Source organism: Kutzneria viridogrisea DSM 43870, assembly GCF_000525635.1.
Lineage (GTDB): Bacteria > Actinomycetota > Actinomycetes > Mycobacteriales > Pseudonocardiaceae > Kutzneria > Kutzneria viridogrisea.
The window spans coordinates 6554189-6580104 of sequence record NZ_CP007155.1; the positions used below are offsets into that span (position 1 = coordinate 6554189).

Annotated in this window: 16 protein-coding genes; 6 read left to right on the forward strand and 10 right to left on the reverse strand. The window is 73.0% G+C overall.

The features are described 5' to 3' along the window. Window positions 1-178 precede the first annotated feature (178 nt). The 4 genes from KALB_RS28975 to KALB_RS28990 all read left to right on the forward strand — a co-directional run bounded on the left by KALB_RS28975 (window position 179) and on the right by KALB_RS28990 (window position 4808). Entirely contained in the window at window positions 179-1162 is a 984-nt protein-coding gene (locus tag KALB_RS28975; RefSeq protein ID WP_025359185.1) for a Fe(II)-2OG oxygenase family protein, read from the forward strand. A gap of 256 nt (window positions 1163-1418) precedes the next feature. After that, complete coding sequence (locus tag KALB_RS28980; protein WP_025359186.1) at window positions 1419-3011, forward strand: tryptophan halogenase family protein; 1593 nt, start codon at window positions 1419-1421, stop codon at window positions 3009-3011. Between the two features lie 4 nt (window positions 3012-3015). Beyond that, complete coding sequence (locus KALB_RS28985) at window positions 3016-4290, forward strand: cation:proton antiporter (RefSeq protein ID WP_025359187.1); 1275 nt, start codon at window positions 3016-3018, stop codon at window positions 4288-4290. Continuing rightward, entirely contained in the window at window positions 4290-4808 is a 519-nt protein-coding gene (locus tag KALB_RS28990) for a flavin reductase family protein (RefSeq protein ID WP_025359188.1), read from the forward strand. The genes KALB_RS28985 and KALB_RS28990 overlap by 1 nt, the downstream gene beginning before the upstream one ends. Here KALB_RS28990 and KALB_RS28995 read toward each other — a convergent pair. From KALB_RS28995 to KALB_RS29020, 6 genes are read right to left on the reverse strand one after another with little or no spacing between them, the layout of a single operon-like run. Next, a complete protein-coding gene (locus KALB_RS28995; protein ID WP_025359189.1) occupies window positions 4778-5653 on the reverse strand; it encodes an ArsR/SmtB family transcription factor in 876 nt (291 codons plus the stop codon). The genes KALB_RS28990 and KALB_RS28995 overlap by 31 nt on opposite strands. Before the next feature lie 3 nt (window positions 5654-5656). Next, window positions 5657-6595, reverse strand: a complete 939-nt coding sequence (locus KALB_RS29000; protein ID WP_025359190.1) for an ATP-binding cassette domain-containing protein — start codon at window positions 6593-6595, stop codon at window positions 5657-5659. Window positions 6596-6600: 5 nt separating this feature from the next. Then, window positions 6601-6807 carry an MbtH family protein gene (locus KALB_RS29005; RefSeq protein ID WP_025359191.1) on the reverse strand — a complete coding sequence of 69 codons (207 nt, stop codon included), beginning with the start codon at window positions 6805-6807 and terminating at the stop codon, window positions 6601-6603. Next, window positions 6804-8027 (reverse strand): cytochrome P450, encoded by a 1224-nt coding sequence (locus KALB_RS29010; RefSeq protein ID WP_025359192.1) that lies wholly within the window; start codon window positions 8025-8027, stop codon window positions 6804-6806. The genes KALB_RS29005 and KALB_RS29010 overlap by 4 nt, the downstream gene beginning before the upstream one ends. After that, the gene (locus KALB_RS29015; protein WP_030108598.1) at window positions 8024-8815 is read right to left on the reverse strand and encodes an ABC transporter permease; all 792 of its coding nucleotides are present in this window, start codon (window positions 8813-8815) and stop codon (window positions 8024-8026) included. The genes KALB_RS29010 and KALB_RS29015 overlap by 4 nt, the downstream gene beginning before the upstream one ends. Then, window positions 8812-20469 carry an amino acid adenylation domain-containing protein gene (locus KALB_RS29020; protein ID WP_025359194.1) on the reverse strand — a complete coding sequence of 3886 codons (11658 nt, stop codon included), beginning with the start codon at window positions 20467-20469 and terminating at the stop codon, window positions 8812-8814. The genes KALB_RS29015 and KALB_RS29020 overlap by 4 nt, the downstream gene beginning before the upstream one ends. Before the next feature lie 377 nt (window positions 20470-20846). Between KALB_RS29020 and KALB_RS29025 the strand changes: the two genes are divergently transcribed. Both KALB_RS29025 and KALB_RS29030 read left to right on the forward strand, forming a co-directional pair. After that, a complete protein-coding gene (locus KALB_RS29025; RefSeq protein ID WP_025359195.1) occupies window positions 20847-21605 on the forward strand; it encodes an AfsR/SARP family transcriptional regulator in 759 nt (252 codons plus the stop codon). Continuing rightward, window positions 21602-22453: an AfsR/SARP family transcriptional regulator gene (locus KALB_RS29030; RefSeq protein WP_081789582.1), complete on the forward strand. Its 852-nt coding sequence runs from the start codon at window positions 21602-21604 to the stop codon at window positions 22451-22453. Before KALB_RS29025 ends, KALB_RS29030 begins: the two co-directional genes overlap by 4 nt. On the opposite strand, the gene KALB_RS29035 is transcribed toward KALB_RS29030, so the two are convergent. From KALB_RS29035 to KALB_RS29050, 4 genes are read right to left on the reverse strand one after another with little or no spacing between them, the layout of a single operon-like run. Next, window positions 22375-23202 (reverse strand): FkbM family methyltransferase, encoded by an 828-nt coding sequence (locus tag KALB_RS29035; RefSeq protein WP_042220899.1) that lies wholly within the window; start codon window positions 23200-23202, stop codon window positions 22375-22377. The genes KALB_RS29030 and KALB_RS29035 overlap by 79 nt on opposite strands. Window positions 23203-23211: 9 nt before the next feature. Continuing rightward, window positions 23212-24042, reverse strand: a complete 831-nt coding sequence (locus KALB_RS29040) for an alpha/beta hydrolase (protein ID WP_042220901.1) — start codon at window positions 24040-24042, stop codon at window positions 23212-23214. A 3-nt stretch (window positions 24043-24045) separates the two neighbouring features. Next, on the reverse strand, window positions 24046-24954 hold the full coding sequence (locus KALB_RS29045; protein WP_081789583.1) for a tryptophan 2,3-dioxygenase: 909 nt from the start codon (window positions 24952-24954) through the stop codon (window positions 24046-24048). A gap of 20 nt (window positions 24955-24974) precedes the next feature. Beyond that, window positions 24975-25910, reverse strand: a complete 936-nt coding sequence (locus KALB_RS29050) for a TauD/TfdA family dioxygenase (protein ID WP_025359198.1) — start codon at window positions 25908-25910, stop codon at window positions 24975-24977. Between the last annotated feature and the right edge of the window lie 6 nt (window positions 25911-25916).

Consider the following 25916-nt stretch of genomic DNA (forward strand, 5'->3'; position numbering starts at 1 on the left):
CGGGGCGCTTCACGTGTAAGACGAGACTGACAGGTGCCTGGTCGAGCTGTCAACTGACATCCCGCGACCGGCCGACCGGCCTGGGTCTTTCGTCCCCGGCTTAATCTCCTGGCGGCACGCGGTCGCGCGAAACTACCCTCGAAAGCCAGCTCTTCATCCCGGTCATCCAGGAGACACCGTGTCCATCACCGATGACATCGGCTTTTCCACGCCCATTCTCGTCCTGTCCGAGGCAGAACGGAATACCGTCGGAGAAGTAGCACGAAAACTGCTCCCCTCGGGCCGGAACGGGCTGAACTCACCCGAGTGGACGGAGGCGGCGAGCGCGGGCTGGCAGGACCTCCCGGCCGCCGCCCGCAGACGACTCGCGCGATTCCGGCGCGATTCCGGGGCCGAGGGCGCACTGCTGGTGCGTGGGCTGCCGGTGGACGAGTCCCTGCTGCCGGACACGCCCTCGGCCAGCGGCTCGGTGCAGCTGGCGCCCACGGTGCCCGCCGCGCTGCTGACCATGTTCGCCTGCGGGCTTGGCGACCCGGCGGCCTTCCTGGCCGAGAAGTCGGGCGCGCTGGTACAGGACGTGGTCCCGGTGCCCGGCAACGAGAACTTCCAGGGCAACGAGGGCTCGGTGCTGCTCTCCCTGCACAACGAGAACGCGTTCCATCGGCACCGCCCGGACTACGTGCTGCTGCTGTGCCTGCGCGCCGACCACGAGCGGGTGGCGGGCCTGCGGGTGGCCTGCATCCGCCGCGCCAGGCCCCAGCTGTCGGCCTCCTGCCTGCGGGCACTGCACCGCGCGGAGTTCGTCACCTCCCCGCCGCCCTCCTTCGGCTCGGGCCAGGACGCCCCCGCGCACGCCGTGCTCGGCGGGGACCCCGAGGACCCTGACATCGTGGTCGACTTCGCCGCGACCCGGCCGCTGACCGAGTCCGCGGGCGAGGCGCTGCTGGAGCTGCACGCCGCGCTGTCGAACACGGCCGACACCTACTACCCGGCCCCCGGCGACCTGGCGATCGTGGACAACCACGTGGCCCTGCACGGCAGGACCGCGTTCACCCCGCGCTACGACGGCCGGGACCGCTGGTTGCAGCGCAGCTTCTCGCTGCGCGACCTGCGCCGTTCCCGGGACCACCGGCCGGGCGACGGGCCGGTGCTCGTGCGCTGAACCCGGACCAGCCCTGCCCCGAGCGCGACCGTGACCACGGTCGCGCTTCTTTGTGCGGGCATCGAGGAAGTAGAGCAGAAATATATAAACCCTGGCCGCGAGCCCGGCGAACATACCGTGCACGCGTTGAATCCATACCGCCACCGCGGGTACCGTCGACAGCGACTCGAATTGTCACCGCCCCGTTCTCGTGCCGTGTCGCCGAGAACCGGTGTGCCCGTTTCCGGGTAAACAATCACCGATCTGGAGTGTGCTGATGAACGACCACCGCATCAATGACGTCGTGGTGCTCGGCGGTGGGACGGCGGGCTGGATGGCCGCCGCCTACCTGGGCCGCGCGCTGGGGCCCTCCGCCAGGATCACCGTGCTGGAGGCGCCCGCGATCCCGAAGATCGGCGTCGGCGAGGCCACCATCCCGAACCTGCACAAGGTGTTCTTCGACTTCCTCGGCATCCCCGAGGAGGAGTGGATGCGGGAGTGCAACGCCAGCTTCAAGATGGGCATCCGCTTCGTCAACTGGCGCACCCCCGGCCCCGGCCAGGCCGAGCCCCGGCCGCACGAGGGCGGGCGCGACCACTTCGACCACCTCTTCGGGCTGCTGCCCGACCACGCCGGGCTGCCGCTGTCCCAGTACTGGGTGCAGCGCAAGCTGGCGGGGCAGACCGACGTGCCCTTCGACTACGCCTGCTACCGGCAGCCGCCGGTGTTCGACGCCAAGCTCTCGCCAAGGCACAGCGACGGCACGCGCTGGGCGAGCTACGCCTGGCACTTCGACGCCCACCTGGTGGCCGACTTCCTGCGCAGGTTCGCCACCGAGAAGCAGGGCGCGGTGCACCTGCAGGGCACGATGACCTCCGCGGAGGTGGACCAGCGCGGGCACATCACCAGGCTGCACACCGAGGACGGCCGCACCATCGAGGGCGACCTGTTCATCGACTGCTCCGGCTTCCGCGGGCTGCTGATCAACCAGTTGCTGCGCGAGCCCTTCCTGGACATGGGCGACCACCTGCTCAACGACCGCGCCGTGGCCACCGCCGTGCCGCACGACGACGCCGCGAACGGGGTGGAGCCGTTCACCTCGGCCATCGCCATGTCCTCGGGCTGGACCTGGAAGATCCCCATGCTGGGCCGGTTCGGCACCGGCTACGTCTACTCCAGCCGGTTCAGCACCCAGGACGAGGCCACCGAGGAGTTCTGCCGGATGTGGGGGCTGGACCCGGAGACCCAGCCGCTCAACCACGTGCGGTTCCGGGTGGGCCGCAACCGCAGGGCCTGGGTGAAGAACTGCGTGAGCATCGGGCTGGCCTCCTGCTTCCTGGAACCGCTGGAGTCCACCGGCATCTACTTCGTCTACGCGGCACTGCACCACCTGGTGAAGCACTTCCCGGACAAGCGGTTCGAGCCGGTGCTCACCGAGCAGTTCAACCACGAGATCGAGACGATGTTCGACGACACCAGGGACTTCATCCAGGGGCACTTCAGCTTCGCCCCGCGCGAGGACACCCCGTACTGGCGGGCCTGCAAGGAACTGGAGCTGGCCCCGGCCTACCGGCAGAAGGTGGCCACCTACAGGGCGGGCCTGCCGGTGAGCCTGCCCGCCACCGACGAGTCCGGCTACTACGGCAACTTCGAGGCGGAGTTCCGCAACTTCTGGAGCAACGCCAACTACTACTGCATGTTCGCGGGCATGGACTTCCTGCCCGAGCACCCACTGCCCTCGCTGGCCTACCGGCAGGAGGCGAGCGAGTCGGTGGACTCGGTCTTCGCCGAGATCAGGCGCGAGCAGGAGCGGTTGCTGGCCACCCTGCCCTCCACCTACGACTACCTGCGCCAGCTGCACGGGAAGTAGACCGATGACCGTGACCGAGGTGCTGCTGCGCACCGGCCACGCGCTGGCGGTGCTCGCCGCCGTGGTCCCGATCGTCCTCATCGGACGGTTCGGGGCCAGGCGGGCCCGCCAGCCGGAGGTCATCGGCGAGATCCTCGCCGGGCTGGCCGCCGGGCCCGCACTGCTCGCGCTGCTCGGGCCCGGGGCCTTCGCCCAGGTGCTGCCCCAGCGGGTGCTCGAGGACCTGGGCCTGCTCACCCAGGCCGGGCTGGCGCTGTTCCTGTTCGGGCTGGCGCGCGAACTGCGACTGGGCTCGGACCGGCCCCGCGCCGGGGCGATCGGCTGGGTGACGGCCGGGGCCTTCCTGCCCGCGCTGGCCGCGGGCGGGCTGCTGGCCCTGCTCGTACTGGGCACCGGCGACCCCGTGCTGCTGGGCACGGCGCCAACGGGGGCCTTCGTGCTGATGGTCGCGGTCACGCTGGCGATCACGGCCGTGCCGGTGCTGGCCAGGATCCTGACCGATCGGGGCATCGACGGCACCGCGGTGGGCAGGCTCGCCCTGTCCTCCTCGATCGCCATCGACGCGGCCTGCTGGCTGCTGCTCGCGCTCGCCGTCGCGCTCGGATCCGGCTCCACAGCTGGGTTCCTGCGCGCACTGGCGGTGCTCGGCGGCGCCGCGCTCGCGGCCCTGCTGCTGCGGCGTGTGCTGCGCACCGGGGCCGTCTCGGCCCTGTGCGCGAGGCGGCCGGTGGCGGTGGCGGTGCTGCTGGGCGCGGTCGCACTCGCGTTCGCCTTCACCACGGAGAGCTTCGGCCTCACGGCGGTGGTCGGCGCGGTGCTGGCCGGGCTCAGCACACCCGCCAGCGCCGAGCCGCACTGGGCCAGGGCCGTGTCCTCGGTGTCGCGGATCGGCCGGGTGCTGGTGCCGGTCTTCTTCGTGCTCACCGGGATCACCGTGGTGAGCAAGGCGTTCACGACGGCGCCCTGGGCACTGGTCGCGCTGACCGTGCTGCTGGGCGTGGCGGCCAAGGTGGCGGGCGGTCACCTCGGCGCGCGGCTGGGCGGGTGCACGCACTGGGACGGCCTGCGCGTCGGCGTGCTGGTGAACACCCGCGGCCTGACCGAGCTGATCGTGCTCCAGGTCGGGTTGCAGGCGCACCTGCTGACCCCGCCGCTGTTCCTCGCGCTGGTGGTGATGGCGCTGGTGAGCACCGGGATGACCGGTCCGCTGCTGACCTTGCTCGACCGGGTGCAGGCACGCGGGCGGCCGATCGCCGTCCGACAGGAGGAAGGCGTGTGATGACCGAGTCGACCTCGCTGAGCAAGACGGTGGACCCCAACGGGTTCCGCTCGCTGATGGCGGAGTTCCCGACCGGGGTCGCGGTGGTGACCACGCTCGGGGAGCTGGGTGAGCCGAGGGGCATGACCTGCACCTCCCTGTGCAGCCTCAGCCTGGACCCGCCCACCCTGCTGGTGTGCCTGCGCGCGCAGAGCCCCACGCTGGCCGAGGTGCTGCGGCAGGGGGCGTTCACCGTGAACCTGCTGCACGAGCGGGCCAGGCGCACCGCGGAGCTGTTCGCCTCCGGGGCCGCGGACCGGTTCGAGCTGGTGGACTGGGAACTGCCCGAGGGCGCCGCCGGACCGCACCTGGTGCGGCAGGCCCACGCGATCGCCGACTGCCGGGTCGTACGGACCGAGGACGTGGGCAGCCACCTGATCGTCTTCGGCGAGGTCCGCGCGACCGCGACCCGGCACGGCCCCGGCCCGCTGCTGTACGGCAGGCGGTCCTACCGGGGCTGGTCGGCGGACGCGGTGTGAGCCCGGTGCGCGGGCGCGGTCGTCCAACTGCGCCCGCGCAGCAGGGCCTGTCCGAGCGGGGTGAGCGAGTGCAGCACGCGGTTGCGCACCCGGCGGGTGGCGATCAGCCCGCTGTGCCGCAGCACGGTGGTGTGCTGGCTGGCCCCCGCCGGGGAGATGCCCAGCCGCTCGGCGAGTTCCCCGGTACTGCGGGTGGCGGTCAGCTCGCGCAGCACGGCGGCCCTGGTGTGGCCGACCAGCGAGCCCAGTGCCCCCGGCCCCTCCGCCGCGGCACCGAAGATCCACTCCGCGGTGGCCCGGTCGGGCGGGGCGGCGAACAGCAGGGCGGGGCGGTCCCCGTCCAGGAACAGCCCGCCGCTGGGCAGCGGGAACAGCGAGGGGCACAGCACGAGCCCGCGACCGCGCAGCCGCACGGTCAGGTCCTGGCCGGGCAGTTCGAGCACGGGCGCGGACCACTCGATCCTGGTGTGCAGGGTGGACAGCAGCGCCGGGACCCCCTCGGACATCGCGGCCCGCCCGCGCACCGCGCACTCGGCGGTGAGCTGACCGGCCATGCGGTCCCAGTAGGGCGCGACGGCCACCCGCCACAGGCCAAGCAGCGCCGCGCTCCGGGCGGGATCCTCAAGCAGTACCGACAAACCGTCCACCGGACCGGCGGTGAGCAGGCCCGCCAACGCGGGCTGCCCGCGCAGCTGGGCGGTGACCCTGCTGCGCCACGGGCCGTGCGGCGCCACCCCCGACCTGCCCAGCGCGCCCAGTGCCAGCACCGACTGCGCCAGCGGGCCGAGGGTGACCCGCAGCGTGATCCGGCCGAGGTCCTCGGCGGTGAAGTGGATCCGGACCACCGGCTACCCCGCGGTCCGCTGCCCGACGAGGTCGAAGAAGACGTCGTCCAGGGTGGGTGCGCGCACGGCGAACCCGGTCAGCCGCACGCCCGCGCCGCGCAGGGCCAGCGCCGCGTCGGCGACCCCGTCCATGCCCTCCCTCGGGCGCACCGACAGCACGCAGGCCCCCGCCTCGGTGATCTCGGCGGCCACCGGCTCCAGTGCGGCGCGGGCGATGGGCAGGGCGGCGGGATCGGCCAGGACGACCTCCAGCCACTGCGCGCCGACCTTGCGCTTGAGCTGCTCCGGTGAGCCCTCGGCGATCACCCGGCCGCCGTCGATCACCACGACCTGGTCGGCGAGTTGGTCGGCCTCCTCCAGGTACTGCGTGGTCAGCAGCACGGTCACCCCGGCGGCGACCATCTCCCGCACGGTGGCCCACAGCGCGTGCCTGCTCGCCGGGTCCAGCCCGGTGGTCGGCTCGTCCAGGAACAGCACCGAGGGCTCACCGAGCAGGCAGGCGGCGATGTCCAGCCTGCGCCGCATCCCACCGGAGTAGCCGCCGACCGGGCGGTCGGCGGCCTCGGCCAGCCCGAACCGGTCCAGCAGCTGTGCGGCCCGCCGCCGTGCCCCGCGCCTGCCCAGGTGCAGCAACCTGCCCAGCAGCACGAGGTTCTCCGTACCGGTCAGCAACTCGTCCAGCGCCACGTACTGCCCGGCCAGTCCGATGCGCCTGCGCACCTCGGTGGGCTGGCGCAGTACGTCGAACCCGGCGACCGAGGCGGTGCCGCCGTCGGGCCGCGACAGGGTGGTGAGCGTGCGGACCACGGTGGTCTTGCCCGCGCCGTTGGGGCCGAGCAGGCCGAGCACGGTGCCTGCCCGCACCGCCAGGTCCACCCCGGCCAGCGCCTCGGTGTCCCGGTAGGTCTTGCGCAGGCCCACCGCCTCGATCGCCAGGTCCATCCCGCTCAGCCGGCCCGTTCGACCAGGCTGCGCGGGCGCAGGTCGGTCCAGTGCCGCTCCACGTAGGACAGGGCCTCCGCGCGGCTGCTCTCGCCAAGGGCCACGGTCCAGCCCGCGGGCACCTCGGCGAAGGCGGGCCACAGGCTGTGCTGGAACTCCTCGTTGACCAGCACCAGGAAGGTGCCGTCCTGGTCGTCGAAGGGATTGCTCATCGCTTTTCTCCTCGGAAGCTGACGGGCAGGTTCAGGTAGCCGTAGACGAAGTTGGAGCGGATCTGGTGGCCGGGCCCGGCCAGCGCGAGCTCGGCGACCTGCTCGCGCAGGGCCTCCAGCACGGCCTCCACGTGGGCGCGGCCCAGGTAGGCGCCCAGGCAGAAGTGCGGGCCGTAGCCGAAGGTCAGGTGCTTGTTCGGGGTACGGGCCAGGTCGAACCGCTCGGGCTCGGCAAAGACCTCCTCGTCGAAGTTCGCCGAGCTGTTCCACAGGGTGACGATGTCCCCCGCGGTGATCAGCTGGTCGCCGACCTGGACCTCGGTGCGGGCGCGCCGCCCGAAGTGCATGGCCGGGGTGGTCCAGCGCAGCACCTCCTCACTGGCCTCGGCCAGCCCCACCGACCCGTCCTTGAGCGCGCGCCACTGCTCGGGGTGCTCGGCCAGCGCGACCACCGCGCCGGTGGCGGACAGCCTGCTGGACTCGTCCCCGCCCAGGATCAGGCTGTAGCAGTTGAGCACGACCTCCTCGTCGCTGAGCGGCTCGCCGTCCACCGATCCGTTGGCCAGCGCGCTGATCACGTCCTCGCCGGGGTGGCGGCGGCGGTGCTCGGCCAGCTCGGAGAAGTAGAGCAGGATCTCGTTGCGGGCCAGCACCTCGTCCAGCTGGGTGCCGTCGGCGTGCCTGCTGCCCAGGGTCTCGGTGTTCCACTCGACCAACTTCGCCCGGTCGGCCTCGGGCACGTCCATCAGGTCGCCCATGGTGTTGATCGGGATGTGGTCGGCGACCCGCGTGGCGAAGTCGAACCGCTCCTCGCGCACCGCCGCCGCCAGCAGCGCGGCGGTCCTGGCACGCACGGACTCGCGGTGGCGGGCCAGCACACGCGGGGAGAACGACCTGAGCATCAGCTTGCGGATCTCCCGGTGCCGATGCCCGTCGGTGACCGCGAGCATCTTGCCCGCCGCGGAGTCCTCGCCCTGCAACAGGGTGCTCAGCACGTTGCCGCGCTCGGAGGTGAACCGCTCGTCGTCGCGGTAGACCGCGAGCACGTCGGCGTAGCGGGTCACCGCCCAGAAGCCGGGCAGGCCGCCACTGGGCGGGTGCCGGTGCACCGGGCTGTGCCGCCGGAACGCCCGCCACAGGGCCGTGACGTCGGTGCCGAGGTAGGTCTGGGGATCGGTCAGGTCGCAGCCCACCAGCTCGGTGGGCACGGTGCCGGTCATGGCTTGTCTCCTCCTCGCAGGGTGAACCGCCGTACGCACAACCCGACCACCAGCGCGGTGAGCAGGGCCAGCACCACGGCCACCAGCCAGGCCGGGGTCGAGGCGGACTTGTCGTTGCCCCACAGCACGCGCAGGCAGGACATCACCGCGCTGATCGGGTTCCACTCGGCCAGCGGGCGGATCGCCGCCGGGAAGCTGGCCGCGGACAGGAAGGCCGTGGACAGGAAGGGCAGCACCACCACCAGGAACTGGGTCAGTGAGCTGATCGACTCCACGTTGCGCAGCCGGGTGCCGATCAGCACGCCCACCCACAGCGACAGGTGGGCGAACAGCACGGCGAGCCCGAACCCGGCCAGGGTGGCCAGCGGGCCGCCATGGGGGCGCCAGCCCAGCAGCAGGCCGACCGCCAGCACCACGGCCAGCGAGACCAGGCTCGCCAGCAGGTCCGCCGCGGTGTGCCCGAACGGGACCGCGGCCCGGCTGACCGGCATCGACCGCAGCCGGTCCACCAGCCCGCCACGCAGGTCGGTGGCCACCGCCAGCGCGGTGGGGCCGATCCCGGCCAGGCCGACCTGCACCACGGCCCCGGCGAACAGGTACTCCTGGTAGCTGCCCGCCCCGGGCACCGCGATGGCCTCGCGGAACAGGTAGCCCAGCACCACCATGGAGATCAGCGGGTTCACCGTGATGCCGATCAGCCTGGCCGGGGCCCTGCGCAGCTGGCGCAGCCGCCTGCCCGCGATGGCCAGCACCTCCACCCAGGCCGCGCCCACCACGAGCGCGGTCACCGCCGCCCGCCCCGGTTGGCCCTGCGGTGCGCGCGGTCGAGCTGCGCCGCGAGCACGACCCCCACCTGGGCAAGGGGTTCGGCGCTCATCAGGTCGTCGTGCGCGGCGGTGACCCGGTAGACCTCCAGGTCCTCGACGTGATCCCACCAGCGGTCCACTTTGGACTCAAGCTCCTCCTCGCCGACCCCGCCGGTCGCGGCGAACAGCAGCATGCGCCCGCCGAAGTGGGACGGTCGGGCCTCGCGCACCAGGCGGTCGTGCCCGCGCATCGACTCGATCATCGCGGCGATCCGCTCGGGACCGAGCGCCGCCATGGGGTTGTTGTCCGCGCGCAGCGCCGCGAGCAGGTCCTGCGCGCTCACCTCGGCCCCGCCGAACTCGCCGCGCTCGTGCCCGATGAGCTCCAGCAGCCAGCCGAACATGGCCTGCTCGTCCTCCCGGGGATCCGCCCCCAGCCTGGGGTAGGCGTCCAGGTTGGCCAGCACGCCGACCTCCTCCCCCGCCGCCGCCAGCTGTGCCGCCATCTCCTGGGCCACCAGCCCGCCGAAGGACCAGCCCAGCAGGTGGTACGGCCCCACCGGGCGGACCCGCCTGATCCGCCGCACGTAGTCGGCGGCCACCTCGGCCAGCGTGCCCGGCTGCGGGGCGAGCTCGGTGATCATCGGATCCTGCACCCCGTACAGCGGCTGGTCCGGGCCCAGGTGCTTGGCCAGTCCCAGGTACGGCAGGGCGAAGCCCACACCGCTGTGCACGCAGAACAACGGGGCCCGCGAGCCGGCGGCGCGCATCGCCAGCACGGTGGCGAACGGGTCGTCCGCGTCCACCCCGCCCTGCTCGGACAGCGCCTCGGCCATGGCCGTCGCGGCCGAGCCGCTGGCGGGCGCGGCCGGTGCGTCCCGCTGCTCGATCATGGCCGTCAGCGCGCGGGCGCTCTGGTGCGCGAACAGGTCGGCGATGGTGATCTTCAGCCCGGCCTTGCGCGCCTTGCTGACCACCCGCACCACCCGCACGCTGTCGCCACCGGCGTCGAAGAAGTTGTCCTCGGCGCCGATCGCGGGCAGGTTGACGGCCTCGGCCATGATCTCGCACAGCGTGCGCTCCACGACCGAGCCCGAGGGCGCACCCGCCTCGCCCACCCGCAACCGCGGAGCGGGCAGCGCGCGACGGTCCAGCTTCCCGTTGGGCGTCAACGGAAGCGCGTCCAGCACGAGGAAGGCCGCGGGCACCATGTACTCCGGCAGCCCGGCCGCGGCGAAGGCCGCCAGCGCGGCCAGGTCGGGCGCGCGGCCGTCGGCGGGCACCACGTAGCCGACCAGCTGGCGGTCACCGGGACGGTCCTCCCTGGCCACCACGGCGACCTGGCCCACCTCCGGGTGCTTGGCCAGCACGGCCGCCACCTCGCCGGGCTCGATCCGGTAGCCGCGGATCTTGACCTGCTCGTCGGCCCGCCCCGCGAAGCTCAGCGTGCCGTCGGGCTCCCAGCGGGCCAGGTCACCGGTCCAGTACATCCGGCTGCCCGGGCCGCCGAACGGGTTGGCCACGAACCGCTCCGCCGTGCGCCCGGGCTGACCGGCGTAGCCGCGCGCCAGGTTGGCCCCGGCCACGTACAGCCCGCCGACCACCCCGGGCGGGACCGGCCGCAGTCGCGCGTCCAGCACGTGGATCCGCGTGTTCCACAGTGGACGGCCGATCGAGATCACGCCTTCGGGCAGGACCGCACCCGGCTCGATGGCCAGGGCGGTGCAGCCCACGGTGGTCTCGGTGGGGCCGTACTCGTTGATCACGCGCGCGCCGGGATTGGCCTGCCGCCAGGCCGCGAGCTGGTCAGCGGGCAGCGCCTCGCCGCCCAGCATCAGCTCGGCGCGCGGGGAGTACTGCCGTGGCAACAGGTTGAGCAGCGCCAGGTGGCTCGGCGTGGCCTTGCCGAAGGCCACCTCCAGCTCAGCGGGCAGCGCACCCTCGGCCAGCTCGCCCACCTGCACGCAGCCGCCGGACAGCAGTGGACCGTACAGCGCGGTCACGGTGAGGTCGAAGGAGACCGGGGAGTGCAGCAGCGCGCTGTGCGCCAGCGAGGGCAGCTCGTGCACCGCCCAGCTCAGGTAGTTGACCACCGACCGGTGCTCCACGACCGTGCCCTTGGGGCGGCCGGTCGACCCCGAGGTGTAGATCACGTAGGCCGCGTTGGACCGGCACAGCGGGCTGGTGCGCTCGGCGTCGGTGAGGTCCCGCCCGTCCTCGGGCACCGGCTCGCCGAACAGCACCCGCCGCGCCAGCTCGGGCATGCGCGGGGCGATGTCGGCGTCGCTGAGCAGGCACACCGGGTCCGCACCGGCGAACATCTCGCGCAGGCGGTCCGCCGGGTGATCGGGCTCGACCGGCAGGTAGGCAGCACCGGACTTGAGCACCGCGAGCAGGGCGACGACCAGCTCCCACGAGCGGTCCAGTGCCACGGCCACGACCCGTTCCGGACCGGCACCACGGGCCACGAGCAGCCGGGCGAGCCGGTTGGCCCACTCGTTGAGCTCGCGGTAGGACAGCACGGTGCTGCCCGCGCGCACCGCGTCCCGGTCCGGGGTCCGCGCGACCTGTGCCTCGAACAGCTCGACCAGGGTGGCCTCCGGCACGGCGTGTGCGGTGTCGTTCCAGGTGACCAGCACGTCCTCGCGCTCCCGCGGGGTGAGCAGGTCGATCTGGCCGATGCGCTGCTCGGGCTCGCGCACCACCGCGAGCAGGAACCGCCGCAGCCGGTTCACGAACTCCTCGACGGTGGCCGGGCTGTACAGGTCGAGGCTGTAGCTGACCAGCCCGCTCAGCTCGGACTCACCGGCGGGCGCCATCAGCTCCACGGTGACGTCGAACTTGGTGGTCTCCGCGGCCACGAACTCCGCCCGCACGGCCAGGTCCGCGGCCGTGGCGGGGGCGGAAGGGCCCTCGGTGAGCGCGACCATCACCTGGAACAACGGCTGGGTGGACAGCGAACGCACCGGGTTGAGCGCCTCCACGACCTCCTCGAACGGCAGGTCCTGGTGGCCGTAGGCGGCCAGGTTGGTGTCGCGCACCCGGCGGACCAACTCGGTGAAGCCGGGGTCCCCGCTGGTGTCGGTGCGCAGCACCACGGTGTTGACGAAGAAGCCGACCAGCTCGTCCAGCGCGGAGTCGGTGCGACCGGCGACGGGGCTGCCCAACGGGATGTCGGTGCCCACGCCGAGACTGGTCAGCACGGCGGCCACGGCGGCCTGCACCACCATGAACAGGCTCGCCCCGGTGCGGGTGGCCAGCTCGGTGAGCCCGCGGTGGACCTCCGCGCCCAGGGTGAAGGTGAGCTGCCCGCCCAGTCGGCTGCTCACCTCGGGCCGGTCGAAGTCCCTGGGCAGGGTGACCTCCTGGGGCAGACCGGCCAGCGTGCTGGTCCAGTGCGCCAGCTGCTCGCGGTGCAGACTGTCCTCCTGATCGGGGCTGCCGAGCAGTTCCCGTTGCCACACCGCGTAGTCCGCGTACTGCACGGGCAGCGGAGTCCACTGTGGACGCCGACCCTGTGCGCGGGCCTCGTAGGCGGTCAGCAGGTCGCGGGTCAGCGGGGCGATGGACCAGCCGTCGAACACGATGTGGTGCAGCACCAGCAGCAGCACGTGCTCGCCCTCGGCCAGCGCGAACAACCCGACCCGCAGCGGCGGGGCCGCGGCGAGGTCGAACCCGCGCCTGCCCTCCGCCGTCATCGCGGCGGCCAGCGCGGCCTCACCGATCCTGGTCACCTGCAACAGCGGGTGGCCCGCGGACTCGGCGAGCACGCGCTGGTACGGGTCCCCGTCCTCGTCGGGGAAGATCGAGCGCAGCACCTCGTGCCGTGCCACCAGGTCCCGCAGCGCCGCCTGCAACGCGTCGGTGTCCAACCGGCCGGTCATGCGCAGTGCCAGCGGCACGTTGTAGGCGCCCTTGTCCCCGTCGAGGCGGTTGAGGAACCACAGCCGCCGCTGGCCCGCCGAGAGCGGGGCCGTGCGGTCGCCACCGCGTTCGGTGCGCGGCACCGGCTTGAGCGGCGGGCGGCGGGTGCCACCGCCGAGGCCGACGCGCCCGGCCAGCTCGGCGACCGTGCGGGCCTCGAACAGCGCGCGGATGGGCAGGTCCACGGCCAGCGCGGAGCGGATCCGGCTGACCGCGCGGGTGGCCAGCAGCGAGTGCCCGCCGGAGTCGAAGAAGTCCTCGTCCACGCCCACCGAGGGCAGGCCGAGCACCTCGGCGAAGATCCCGCACAGGATCTCCTCCACGGGGGTGCGCGGGCCGCGCCCCGCGGTCGCCCTGCCGGGCGCGGGCAGGGCCGCGCGGTCCACCTTGCCCTGCGGGGTCAGCGGCAGCTCGTCGAGCCGGACGAAGGCCGCGGGCACCATGTGCGCGGGCAGGGTCCCGGCGAGGTGCTCGCGCACCTGCTCGGTGCGCACGCCCTCGGCGGTGACCACGTAGGCCACCAGACCGGCCTCGGCCCCGTCCTCGCGCAGCACCACCACGGCCCGCAGCACACCGGGGTGCCGTTCCAGCGCGGCCTCGATCTCCGCGGGCTCGATCCGGAACCCGCGCAGCTGCACCTGGTCGTCGCTGCGGCCCACGTAGTCCAGGTCCCCGCCGGGCAGCCAGCGGACCAGGTCGCCGGTGCGGTACATGCGCTCACCGGGCGCGAACGGGTCGGCCACGAAGCGGGCCGCCGTCGTGTCCGGCCGCCCCAGGTAGCAGCGGGCGAGCCAGCCGTTGACGTACAGCTCGCCGACCACGCCTTCGGGCACCGGCAGCAGGGTGCGGTCCAGCACGTAGACCCGGTGCGCGGAGGTGGGCGGCCCGATGGGTGGGCGACCCTGCCCGGTCAACGGGGCGCTGACGGTCGCGCCGACCACGGTCTCGGTGGGGCCGTAGCCGTTGAACATGCGGTGCCGCGCCGACCAGCGGCGGGCCACCTCGGGCGGGCACGCCTCCCCGGCCACCACCAGGGACATGCCCTCGGGCAGCCGGAGGTCCTGGTCGAAGGCGGCGACCACGGCGGGCGGCAGCCCGGCCAGGTCCACCCGCTGCTCGGCGATCAGCTCGGCCAGCGGCCGCCCGCCGGAGCGGTGCCGCTGGTCGGCGACCACGGCGGTGCCGCCGCGCAGCAGGGCGACGCCCATCTCCCAGACGGAGAAGTCGAAGCTGTACGAGGCGAACTGGAGCACGCGGGTGCCCGGGGTGACGCCGAAGCACTCGGCCAGGCTGTCGATCATGGCCAGGAAACCGCCGTGGTCAACGACAACACCCCGGGGCGTGCCGGTGGAGCCGGAGGTGTAGATCACGTACGCGGCGTGCGCGGGCAGCAGCGGACCGAGCCGCTCGGCCGCCGTCACGTCCTGTGCCGGCAACCCCGCCAGTGAGTCCACTGTGGACTGATCATCCAGCGCGAGGGTCGGCGAGGGCAGCTCGGGCAACGAGGCGGCCACCTCGCGGGTGGTCAGCACGAGCACCGGGGCGGCGTCGCGCACCATGTGGGCGATGCGCTCGGCCGGATAGCCGGGGTCCACGGGCAGGTAGGCGCCGCCGGCCTTGAGCACGGCCATGGCCGCGACGATCGTGTCCGCCGAGCGCGGCAGGGCCAGGCCCACCACGCGCTCCGGGCCGACACCGCGCCCGATCAGCAGGCGCGCCAAGCGGTTCACCCTCGCGTTGAGGTCCCGGTAGCTGTGCTCCCCCGCGGCGTCCACGGCCGCGACCACGTCCGGGCCGCGGCGCACCCAGTCCTCGAACCGCGCGCCGACCACCGTGTCCGGGTGCTGCCGGATCGAGCCCGCCCAGGTGCCGAGGATCAGCTCGCGCTCCGCGGCACCGAGCACGTCCAGCCGCCCCACCGGCGCGTCGGGCGCGGCGAGCACCCTGGTCAGCACCAGCTCGAACCGGTCGAGCAGCGTGGAGATCTGCTCCGGGCCGAACACGTCGGGGCGGTACTCCGCCTCCAGGCGCAGGCCGTCGACGGGGAACGCGGCCAGCGCGAACGGGAAGTCGGTGATCACCCGGGACTGGTAGTCCAGCACCCGTGTGCCGGGCACGATCCCGCTCAGCGCGGAGGGCTCGTCCATCGGGTAGTTGTGGTAGGTCACCACGGTGTCGAACAGCTCGCCCAGCCCGGCCAGGGCCTGCACCTCGCCCAGCCCCAGGTGCTGGTGCGCGGCCAGTTCCGCCTGGCGCCGCTGGAGATCGGCCAGCAGCTCGCCGAAACCGCGGGCCGGGTCCAGCCGTACCCGGACCGGCAGGGTGTGCATGAACACGCCCACCATCGACTCCGCGCCGGGCAGTTCCGCGGGACGCCCCGAGTTGACCGCGCCGAACACCACGTCCTCGCGGCCGGTGAGCCTACCCAGCAGCACCGCCCAGCAGCCCTGCAACACCGTGTTGAGCGTCAGGCCGCGGGCCCGGGCCCAGGCGGTCAGCTCGGCGAACAGCGGCTCGGGCAGCCTGCGCACCAGGGTCGCGGGCAGCGCGGAGATCCGCTGCCGGTCGTCGGGACCCAGCCGGGTCGGCTCCTCGATCCCGGCCAGTTCCTCCTGCCAGGCCGCGCGGGCCGCCTGCTCGTCCTGCTCGGCCAGCCACGCCAGGTAGCCCCGGTGCGGCACCAGCGCGGGCAGGGCGGAGGTGTCGGCCCCGTTGCCCCACAGGGTGAGCAGCTCGCGGGCGAACACCGCCGACAGGGACCAGCCGTCGGCGAGGATGTGGTGCGCGGTCACCAGCAGGCGGAACCGCTCCCCGCCCAGGCGCACCACGGTGAAACGGACCAGCGGGGCGGTCGTGACCTCGAAGCGCCGGGTCCACTCCTCGTCGGTCAGCGCGGACAACTGCTCGGGCCGCCCGCTCAGGTCCACCTCGGCGATCTCGATCTCGGCCTCGGTGCGGACCAGTTGCACGGCCTCGCCGGAGCTGCGGTAGCGGAAACAGGCCCGCAGCCCGGGGTGGCGGCGCAGCAGGGCGGTGGCCGCCGCCTGGAGCGCGGCCACGTCCAGCGGCCCCTGGCAGTCCAGGGTGACCTGCACGGTGTCCGCGTCCACGCCCTGCTGGTCGAACTGGGTCTGGAACAGCAGCCCCTTCTGCAACGGGGTCAGCGGCAGCACGTCCGCCAGGTCGGCGTCGCGCTCGTACTCCTCGATCTCCGACTGCTCCAGCGTCACCAGCGGGAAGTCCGAGGGCGTGTGGCCGCCCGCGGTCTCGGCGGCGCGCACGATCGCGGCCAGCGCGCTGGTCCACGCGGCGGCCAGGTCAGTGGCCTCCGACTCGGTGAGCAGTTCGCCCGCCCAGAGCCAGTTCGCCACCAGCACCGGCCCCTCTGCGCGGTCGACCGCGACGGCGTCGAGCTCCACCACGTGCCGCAGCGGCATGTCCGGCGCCGTGCCCAGGCCGCCGGTGTCGCCCTGTTCGCCGAACCGACCCAGGTAGTTGAAACCCACCTGTGGCACGGGGAACCGCGCGAGCGCCTGCTGGGTCTGCGGGTTGAGGTAGCGCAGCACGCCGAACCCGGCGCGGTCGGCGGGCAGCGCGCGCAGCTGTTCCTTGACCCGCTTGACCGCGGCACCCGCCTGGTGCGGCCCGAGTTCGCCCACGTCCACCCGCACCGGGTAGACGCTGGTGAACCAGCCCACCGTGCCGGACAGGTCCAGCTCCTCGCCGAACTGGTCGCGGCCGTGCCCCTCCAGTTCCAGCAGCAGCTCGCCGCTGGCGGTCCGGTTGGCGCGCCGCCACTGCGCGACCGCCAGCGCGAGCCCGGCCACCAGCACCTGCTCGACCTCCGCGTGGAAGGCCGCGGGCACTCCGGTGAGCAACTGCTCGGTCAGCTCCGGGCTCAGCTCCGTGCGCAGGCCGCGCGCGGTGGCGGTCGTGTCCCGCTCGGGGTCCAGCCCGCGACTGCCCAGCGCCGGGTCCTGCCCGCGCAGCTGGTCCAGCCAGCGCGGCAGGTCCGCGACCAGGCGGGCCGAGGCGGCCTGCTCGGTGAGCCGCCGCGCCCACCGGCGCACCGAGGTGCCCCGCGGCGACCAGCTCGCCCTGCCCTGCCAGGCGTTCATCAGTTCGGGCAACAGGATGCGCCAGGACACCCCGTCGACGACCAGGTGGTGCAGCACCAGCAGCAGCCGGTTCGGACGCTGCCCGAGCCCGTCGAGCAGCACCGCCTGCACGGTGACGCCCCGCTCGGGGTCCAGCCGCCGCCTTGCCTGGTCGAGCACCTCGTCCACGGCACCGGTCAGCTCCTCGGTGCGCACCAACTGGGCCGCGTCCACCGTGCCGGGCGGGGTGATCTCCAGCTGCCACACGTTCTCCACCGGCACGAGCAACCGGGTCCGCAGCACGTCGTGGTGGTCCAGGGCACCGGCCAGCGCGGTGACCAGGCCAGTGGCGTCCAACCCGTCCGGCACCTCGAACACCACGTGCTGGCTGTAGGCGGCCACCGGACCGGCCAGCCCCCGGGTGTCCTCGCGCAACTGGTGCACCGCCGGGGTCAGGTCCACCTCGCCGACCCCGTCGGCCAGCACCGGGGCCCGCGCCGAGTCCACCGGGCTGGCCGCCGCGGCCAGTGCCGCCGGGGTCTTGTGCAGGAAGACCTCGCGCGGGGTCAGCAGCAGACCGGCCGCCCGCGCGCGGCTGACCACCTGGATCGCGCCCACGCTGTCCCCGCCAGCGGCGAAGAAGTCCGCACCGGCCCCGACCGAGGGCAGGTTCAGCACCTCGGCGAAGACCGCGCACAGGATCTCCTCGGTCGGCACCTGGGTGCGGGCCGCGACCGGGCGCGACACCGGCTCGGGCAGCGCGCGCCGGTCGACCTTGCCCGCGGTGTTCAGCGGCAGGGCCGCCAGCGGGGTGAGCACCGCGGGCACCAGGTAGCCGGGCAGCACCGCGCTCAGCGCCCCGCGGACCTGCTCGGCGGTGCCGCCCGCCCGCGGCACGAAATAGCCCAGCAACCTGGTGCCCCCGTTGCCGTCGGCACCGGCGACCACCACCGCGTCGGCCACCGAGGGCAGGGCGCGCAGTGCCGCCTCGACCTCACCCGGTTCGACCCGGTGGCCGCGGATCTTCACCTGGTGGTCGCGGCGCTGCACGAACTCCAGCACGTTGCCGGGCCGCCGCACCGCGAGGTCGCCCGTGCGGTACATGCGGGTCCCCGGCGGGCCGAACGGGTCGGCCACGAAGGTGGCGGCGGTCTTCACCGGGTCGCCGAGGTAGCCGTGGCCGACCCCGGCCCCGCTGACGTAGATCTCGCCAACGGCCCCGCCGAGCACCGGCTCCATGGCGTCGTCGAGCAGGTGCACGGCGAGGTTGCGGATCGGCTCGCCCAGCGGGGCACCGGGCCCGGCGAAGCCCTCGGCCGAGGTGAGCTTGGCCAGGGTCACGTCGTCGGCGCACTCGGCGGGGCCGTAGGCGTTGACCAGCGGGGCCGCCGGGAAGCGGTCGAACCACCTGGCGCACAGTTGCGCGGGCAGCGCCTCCCCGGTGACCACGACCTGGCGCAGCGAGGCCAGGTCCGGCTGCGCGGCGCCGAGGTCCCAGGCGTCCAGCGAGGCGCGCAGCAGGGAGGGCACCAGTTGCAGCACCGTGGCGGACTCGGCCGCCAGCAAGCCGAACAGCAGCCCGGGGTCGGCGGCGGTGTCCCGGTCGGCGACCAGCACCCGCCCGCCAACCAGCAGCGGGGTGAGCATCTGCCAGACCGAGATGTCGAAGGTCACCGGGGCGTTGTGCACCAGCGTGGTGGCCGCGGACAGGTCCAGTTCCTCGATCATCGCCAGCAGGTGGTTGAGCAGCCCGCCGCGGTGCACCAGCGCGCCCTTGGGCGTACCGGTGGAGCCGGAGGTGAACAGGATGTAGGCCAGCGCGGCGGGGTCCCCGGACACCGGGGCGAGCCCGTCCAACGGGTCCTCGACCCCGTCCATGACAACGAGTCGTGTGGGCACTCCAGCCGTGGCGAGCACCTCGGCCGCCAGGGCGCGCTGCGAGGCGTCCACGAGCAGCACCCCGGCCCCGCTGTCGGCCAGCGTCCTGGCGATCCTGGCCACCGGCATGGTCGCGTCCAGCGGCACGTACGCGCCGCCACGCCACAGCGCGGCCAGCACGCCGGTGACGAACCCGCTGCCACGTGGGGCGAGCACGGCGGTCAGCCCGTCCTGGTCCAGCCGCCGGGACAGGGCGCTGGCCCGCCGCGCGAGCGTGCCGTAGCTGGTCGAACTCCCGTTCTCGGTCAGCGCCAGGGCGTTCGGCCCGCGCAGGGCGTGCGCCACGAACCGTTCGACCACGCCCTCCTCGTCCAGCGGGCGCTCGGGTCCGACGCCCACGGCGAGCAGGGCCGCGCGCTCGGGGGCCTCCAGCAGGCCGATCCGGCCCACGGGCAGGTCCGCCTCGGCCGCGACGAACCGCGCGAGGAACCCGGCGAACCGGTTCAGGTGCCCGTAGACCTCACCCTCGGTGTAGCGCCCGCTGTTGCCGCTGACGATCAGGCGCAGCCCCTCCTCGGAGTCCACGAAGGCGATCTCGAAGTCGTCGATCAGCCCGGTGGACGGGGTGTGCGTGGTGACCTCACAGTCCCCTATGGACAGTCGGGTCACGTGCGGCAGGAAGTTGACGAACGGCCCGAACGGCCTGCGGTCGTCGCTGCGCAGCCCCATGCCGGCGCGGATCCGGCTCATCCGGTACCGCTGGTGCTTGAGCGCGCGGGACAACTCGCCGGCCGCCGAGCGCAACAGCCGCGGCCGGGTCATCGCCTGGCTCAGCGGCACGGCCACCGGCAGGCAGTTGTTGATCATCCCGGGGATCCCGAGCATGGCGGCACCGACCCTGGCGTGCACCGGCATCGACAGCAGCACCTCGGTTCCACCGCCCGCCAACCGTCCTGTGTAGACGGCCGCGGCGGCGGTGACCGTGCTCTGCCAGTTCACCCGCGCCTGCCAGGACACCTCGTGCAGCTGCCGCAGCACCTGCTCGCCGAGTTCCCGCTCGGCACGCCAGAAGCCCGGCCCCGGCTCGGCCTCGCGGGCCGCCAGGCTGAGCAGTTCCGGCTCCTCGGGGAAGCGGGTGAGCCAGTACTGCGCGTCCTTGTCCGCGCGGGCCGAGTCGGCGTAGCCCGCCTCCGCCTCCAGCAGGCTGCTCAGCGAGGCGAGCCTGCCCTCGGCTACGGAGGTGCCCTCGCGCAACGCCGTGTAGAGCGCGGTGAGCCGGTTCCAGTACACCGGGTAGCTGAAGCCGTCGGAGATCAGGTGGTGGTTGCAGATGCTGAACAGCACCCGGTCCGGGGCCAGCCGCAGCAGGGCCATGCGGAACAGCGGGAACTCCTCGGCGGTGAACGGCCGCGCGAGGTCCTCGTCGATCCAGCCCAGCGCGGCGGCCAGCGGGTCGGGGCACTGCGCCAGGTCGACCTCGCGCAGCGGGACCTCGATCAGCGGCTCGACGAGCTGCCGGGGCTGCCCGACCTCCTCGACGAACCGGGCGCGCAGGCACTCCGCCTCGTCCACCAGCAGCGCGAGCGCGGCGCGCAGCACCGCCACGTCCAGCGGGCCGCGGATGTCCCAGTAGCAGGCGATGTTGTAGCTGGCACCGCCCCCGCTGACCTTCTCGTCGAACCAGATGTCCTTCTGCGCGGAGGAAAGCGGAAGGCTGGCCGCCCGAACTGTAGTCATGACTGTCTCCCGGAAGCGTCGTAGCCGCTGCGGACAATCCTGTCCGGGCCCGCTGACACGGTCCTGACACCGCGAACGGGCGGTGCGCGGAACCAGGCATTCCGGTACACTTCGAGTGCGGGTCACCTTTCTGGCGGCATACCACGGCGGTATGTGCGTACACCTCTCGTGGTATTTCCCCCACCGAATCGCCCTGTCTAGGATGCGTGCAGGAAGTTTTCATTCGGTCTGAATTCTTCCGGTTCCGGTGGACATGGGGGCACTACACCGGGTGTTCGGTTGTACCTGGGGGGTGGCTTATCTCGGAACAGGCGAGTTGGTCTGGTCCTCGCGCGTGTGAGGCCGTCCCCCGACGACTCAGAGGGGGGTTGTCGCGGATGCGGATACTGGTTCTCGGTTCGGTCGTCATCGCGCACGGTGCGAAGAGGTTCGACGTGGCCTCGGTGAAGGGGCGCACCGTGCTGGCGATGTTGGCCCTCGCACCGGGGGTTCCGCTGTCGGCCGAGCGGCTGGTCGACGAGTTGTGGGCGGACAAGCAGATGGGCAACGCGCGCAACGCGTTGCAGGCCACGGTCACCCGGCTGCGCAAGCTGCTGGAGTCGGTCACCGGCTGCCGGGGCGACGAGGTGGTGCGCACGGTCAGCGGGGGCTACCTGCTGGACCTGCCCACCGAGTGGGTGGACGCGCACGAGTTCACCGACCTGGCAGCGCGCGGCTCGGCCTGCCTGGCGCAGGACCCGAGGCGGGCGATGGCGCTGCTGGACCGGGCGCTGCGGCTGTGGCGCGGGCCGGCGCTGCCCGATGTCGGCGACGGCATGCGGTGCCGGCTGGCGGCCACCCGGCTGGAGGAGCGGCGGCTGGGCGCACGGGAGGACCTGATCACCGCGAAACTGGCCGTGGGTGACGGCAGGGGCGTGGTGTCGGAACTCAACGAACTGGCCGCGGAATACCCGGAACGGGAGCGGTTCAGCGAGCAATTGATGCTCGCGCTCTACCGCAACGGACGACAGGAGGAGGCACTCGACGTATTCCATCACGCCCGCAGGCGGCTGGCGACGGAAATGGGGCTGGAACCGGGTCGCGGAATGCGGAACCTGTACCAGGCGATTCTGGTCCAGGACAAGGTGCTCGGATGATCCGGAGAATCGCGGGGCGTGCCGGGGACGCGCGCAGGCGCGGCACGCTGCGCCCGGCCGACGGGCTGGACTACCGGGTGCTCGGCCCGGTCGGGGTCAGCGACGGACTGCGCGAGTTGCCGGTGGACGGGTCGAAACCGCGTACGGTCCTGGCGGCGCTGCTGCTGTCCGGGCAGCGGTTGGTGTCCGACAGCCAGCTCAGCGACCTGCTGTGGGGACAGGACCCGCCGGCCACCTCGCACGCGCAGATCTGCACCTACGTGTCCCGGTTGCGCAAGGCACTGGGGCGCGGGGCGGTCATCGAGCGCCGTTCCCCCGGCTACGTGCTGCACATCGGCCAGGGCAACCTGGACCTGGCGCGGTTCGAGTCCGACGCCGAACTGGGCCGGTCCGCGCTCGCGCTGGGCCGGTACGAACAGGCGAGCAGGAAACTGCGCTCAGCGCTGGACCGGTGGCACGGTCCCGCGCTGGCCGGGGTCTCCGAGCGCCTGGTCAGCTCGGCGGCACCGGGCCTGGAGGAGGCCAGGATCTCGGTGCTGGAACGGCGGATCGAGGCGGACCTGGCCCTGGGCGGGCACGCCGAGTTGTTGCCGGAGTTGGCCGGGCTGGTCGCCGAGCACCCGCTGCGGGACCGGTTGCGGGCACAGCTGATGACCGCGCTCTACCGCAGTGACCGGCAGGCCGACGCGCTGGCCCTGTTCGACGAGGGCCGCCGCACGCTGGCCGACGAGTTCGGCGTGCACCCCGGCGAGCTGCTGCGCCGGGTGCATCACGCCATCCTCACCGGGGCCCCGGAGCTGGACTGGCCCCCGGGCCGATCCGTGGTGCGCACGGCGAACAGCGTGTAGCGGTCGGTGCCGGTGAGCCGGTCCTCCTGCTGCACGGTCACGGTCAGGCCCTGGTCGGCGAGCAGTCCGCCGACCAGGGCCACCCTGCCCTCCGTGGCGGTGCCGGGCTGGTCGTGCACCTCCAGCACCACCTGGCCGACCAGCGGCCAGTGCCGGTCCTCGATGCCGCGCAGCACGTCCAGTTCGGCGCGCTGCACGTCGATCTTGAGCATGTCGATGCGGGGCACGTCGAGTTCGTCGAGCACCGAGGAGAGCCTGCGCAGGCGGCACCGGTGCGCGGTCTCGCGGAAGCGCACGTCGAGCAGTTCGTCCACGTACTCGCGGACCTCCGGCGCCCCGTCGACGAGCACCTGCTGCTTGACGAACTCCTTCTCCGCCACCGTGTCCGCGTAGTCGGCGCGGGCGGACATGGTGGTGTAGCCCGGGTAGTAGGTGAACTCGCACTCACCATCCACATCGGACAGACCGTGCGGCAGCGCCGTGCCGTCCACCCCGTGCCGGGCCAGGTTGGCCGCCAGCTTGGCGAAGACCGGGGGCAGCGGCTCGAAGGCGTAGACCCGCGCACCGGGGCTGACTGTGTGCACGAACAGCGAGTACACGCCGATGTTCGCGCCCACGTCGAACACCACCGCGCCCGGCGGCAGGCTCAGCCCCTCGGGCAGGTAGGTCCGCCTGCGGAAGATCTCCTCGTAGAGGAACTCCGTCTCGTGCCGGTTGATCCCCTCGATCCGCGCGGGGTCGATGGTCATCGGTGCTCCTCACTGCAGACCCAGCGCGCGCGACTGCGCGGCGCCCAGCGGGCTCGCCGGATCGGCCAGGTCGAACGGGATGTCGAAGTGGTTGCGGGCGGGCAGCACGAGGTCCCGCACCGGGGCCCAGCGCCGGGCAGCCAGCACGAACTCCTCGTGCTGGCGCGCGAACTCCGCGGTCTCGATGCCGCCCACGGCCACCAGCAGCGGCGGCAGGGGTCGGCACAACTGCCGGATCGGGCTCAGCTCGGCGGCCGTCCGCCGGTCGAGCCCCAGCGGGCCGTTGACGTAGCTCAGCCGCACGGGCTCCAGGTCGTAGACCCCGCTCAGCGCCGTGACGCCCGAGACCGCGGCCAGGGCCTCGTCGGCCAGCAGTGCCGCCAGCACCAGTTGTGCCCCGGCGCAGTGGCCCACGAGGTGGATCCGGTCCACGCCCAGTTCCCCGGCGTGCGCCAGCAGCCAGCGCAGCGCCCTGCGGACCTGGTCGACGATCTCCGGCAGCGAGAACGCGGGCGCCAGGCCGTACCCGATCGCGGCGAACGCGGCGCCAGCGGACAGGAAACCCGTTGCGGGGAAAGAGGAATCCGACTTGTCCAGCTCCTGCCAGTAGCCGCCGTGCACGAACACCACCAACGGCGCCCGCGCGCGCCCGGCGGGGAAGAAGTCCAGCCGCTCGCAGTCCAGCGGGCCGTACCGGTACTCCCGGAAGGCCAGCGCCCGCCTGGCGGCCAGGCTGGCGCTGGCGTACTCGCGCAGGTACACGCCCATGTCCGCCACCCGCGAGCTGGGCGAGTACTCGCGGTCCAGGGTGGCCTGGTCGAACCCCCGGTACACCGCCACGGCTCAGCCCGTGCAGCGGGCGGCGGACAGCTCGGGGAAGAACCGGTGCTCGGCGATGCGCCGCAGCCAGCCGACCCCGTCGGTGCCCCCGCTGCCGGGTCTGCCGCCGATCACCCGCTCGACGGTCAGCAGGTGCGTGCTGCGCCACCGGGCGTACTGGTAGTTCAGGTCCGACAGGGCCTCCGCGAGCAGGTACGGACCGTGGTGCCGCTCGGGCTCGCGGTAGACCCGCGCCCAGGCGGCCTGCACGGCGGGGTCGTGCGGTGCGGGCTCGGCGGGGTCGCGGGTGAAGCACCCGGCGGGCAGCTCCACCCCCTGCGAGTGCAGGTAGCTCAGCGCCGCGTCGTACAGGCTCGGCGCCCGCAGGGCCGCGTCCACCTGCTTGTAGACCCAGTCCACCCCGCGGTGCGCCTCGGCCATGCGCGGGGACTTGTTGCCCAGCGCGAACTCCAGCTGCCGGTACATGTAGGACTGGAACCCGGAGGCCTCGCCCAGCTCGTCGCGGAAGTTGTGGAACTCCGACACGGTGATCGTGCTCAGCGGCTCCCAGGTGGTGACCAGCACGCGCAGGGTCCGCTCGGTGCGGCGCAGAACGGCCAGCGCCGGGTCCAGCCGCCGCGCGAACAGCAGGTCCCTGGCCAGGTTCACCTCGGTGAACAGCAGCTTGAACAGCAACTCCTGGACCTGCCCGCAGATGTAGAACGACAGCTCCGCGGGCTCCTGGGTGCGCGGGTGCTGCAAGCTCAGCAGGACGTCCACGTGGTGGTAGTCGATGTAGGGGGTGCTCTCGGCGCTGGCGCCGAAGTCGAACTCGGGCTCGCCGCCGGTGCGCTCGGCCCGCTCCCTCCGCTCCCGCTCGGACAGGGGCCGGTAGGCACGGCCACCCACGTTGGCTCCTTCGGATTCGCGCATGTCCCGGTGCTCCTCAGGTCTCAGGTCATCGACACGATCACCTTGCGGCTGCCGGTGAACGGCTCACGCCCGTGCAGCACCAGCATGTTGTCGATCATCATCAGGTCGCCGGGCCGCCAGGGCACCGACAGCTTGTTGCGCCGCTCCGCCCGGCGCACCTGCGCCAGGTCGTCCGCGCCGATCGCCCCGCCGTCCCCGTAGCTCGCCGAATGCGGCAGGTCGAGCTCACTGTCCACAACGGACAGCAGCAGGTCGGCCTCGTCGTAAGGCAGGTTGGACGGATGCCACTGGGTGGCCTGGTTGAACCACACCGGCTCGCCGGTGGCGGGGTGCTGCCGCACGGCCGCGCGGACCTGCGTCACCCGCAGCCCGCCCTCGGTCGTCCAGGCGAACCGGGCGCCCGCCGCAGTGAGGTACTCCTCGGCCCGCGCACGCGACCGCGTCTCGAAGGTCTGTTGCCAGGACTTGCCCAGCCCATGCCCGCCGTGCAGGTGCTGGTGGTAGGCCACCTGCCGGGACTCGAAGCGCTCGCGCACCGCCGGGTCGAGATCGGCCAGCAGCGCACGGCCGTCGCAGACCGGGGTGGCGCCACCGGTCTCGGCGGCCACCAGGCAGCAGAAGAACAGCCGGGACGGCCACTGGTGGGCGTAGGACAGCTCGTTGTGCAGGGTGATCTCGTAGCGCGCCGGGTACTCCGTGGAGGTGAACACCCCCTCGGACACGGTGCTGCGCGGGGTGTTGCCGCCGCGGTAGCTGTCGATGGTCGGGCTGCCGAAACCGCGCACCGCCTCGTGGAACGAGTCCGGGTCGCTGATGCCCAGGCCGCGCAGCAGCACGGCTCCGTGCACCGGCAGCAGGTCCTCCGCCTGGGCGCGCGCCTCGGCGGGGTCCTCCTCGGGTCCGATGTGGACGATGATCGCGGTGGTGCCGCCCTCGGTGGCCTTCTCCAACTGCATGGTGCG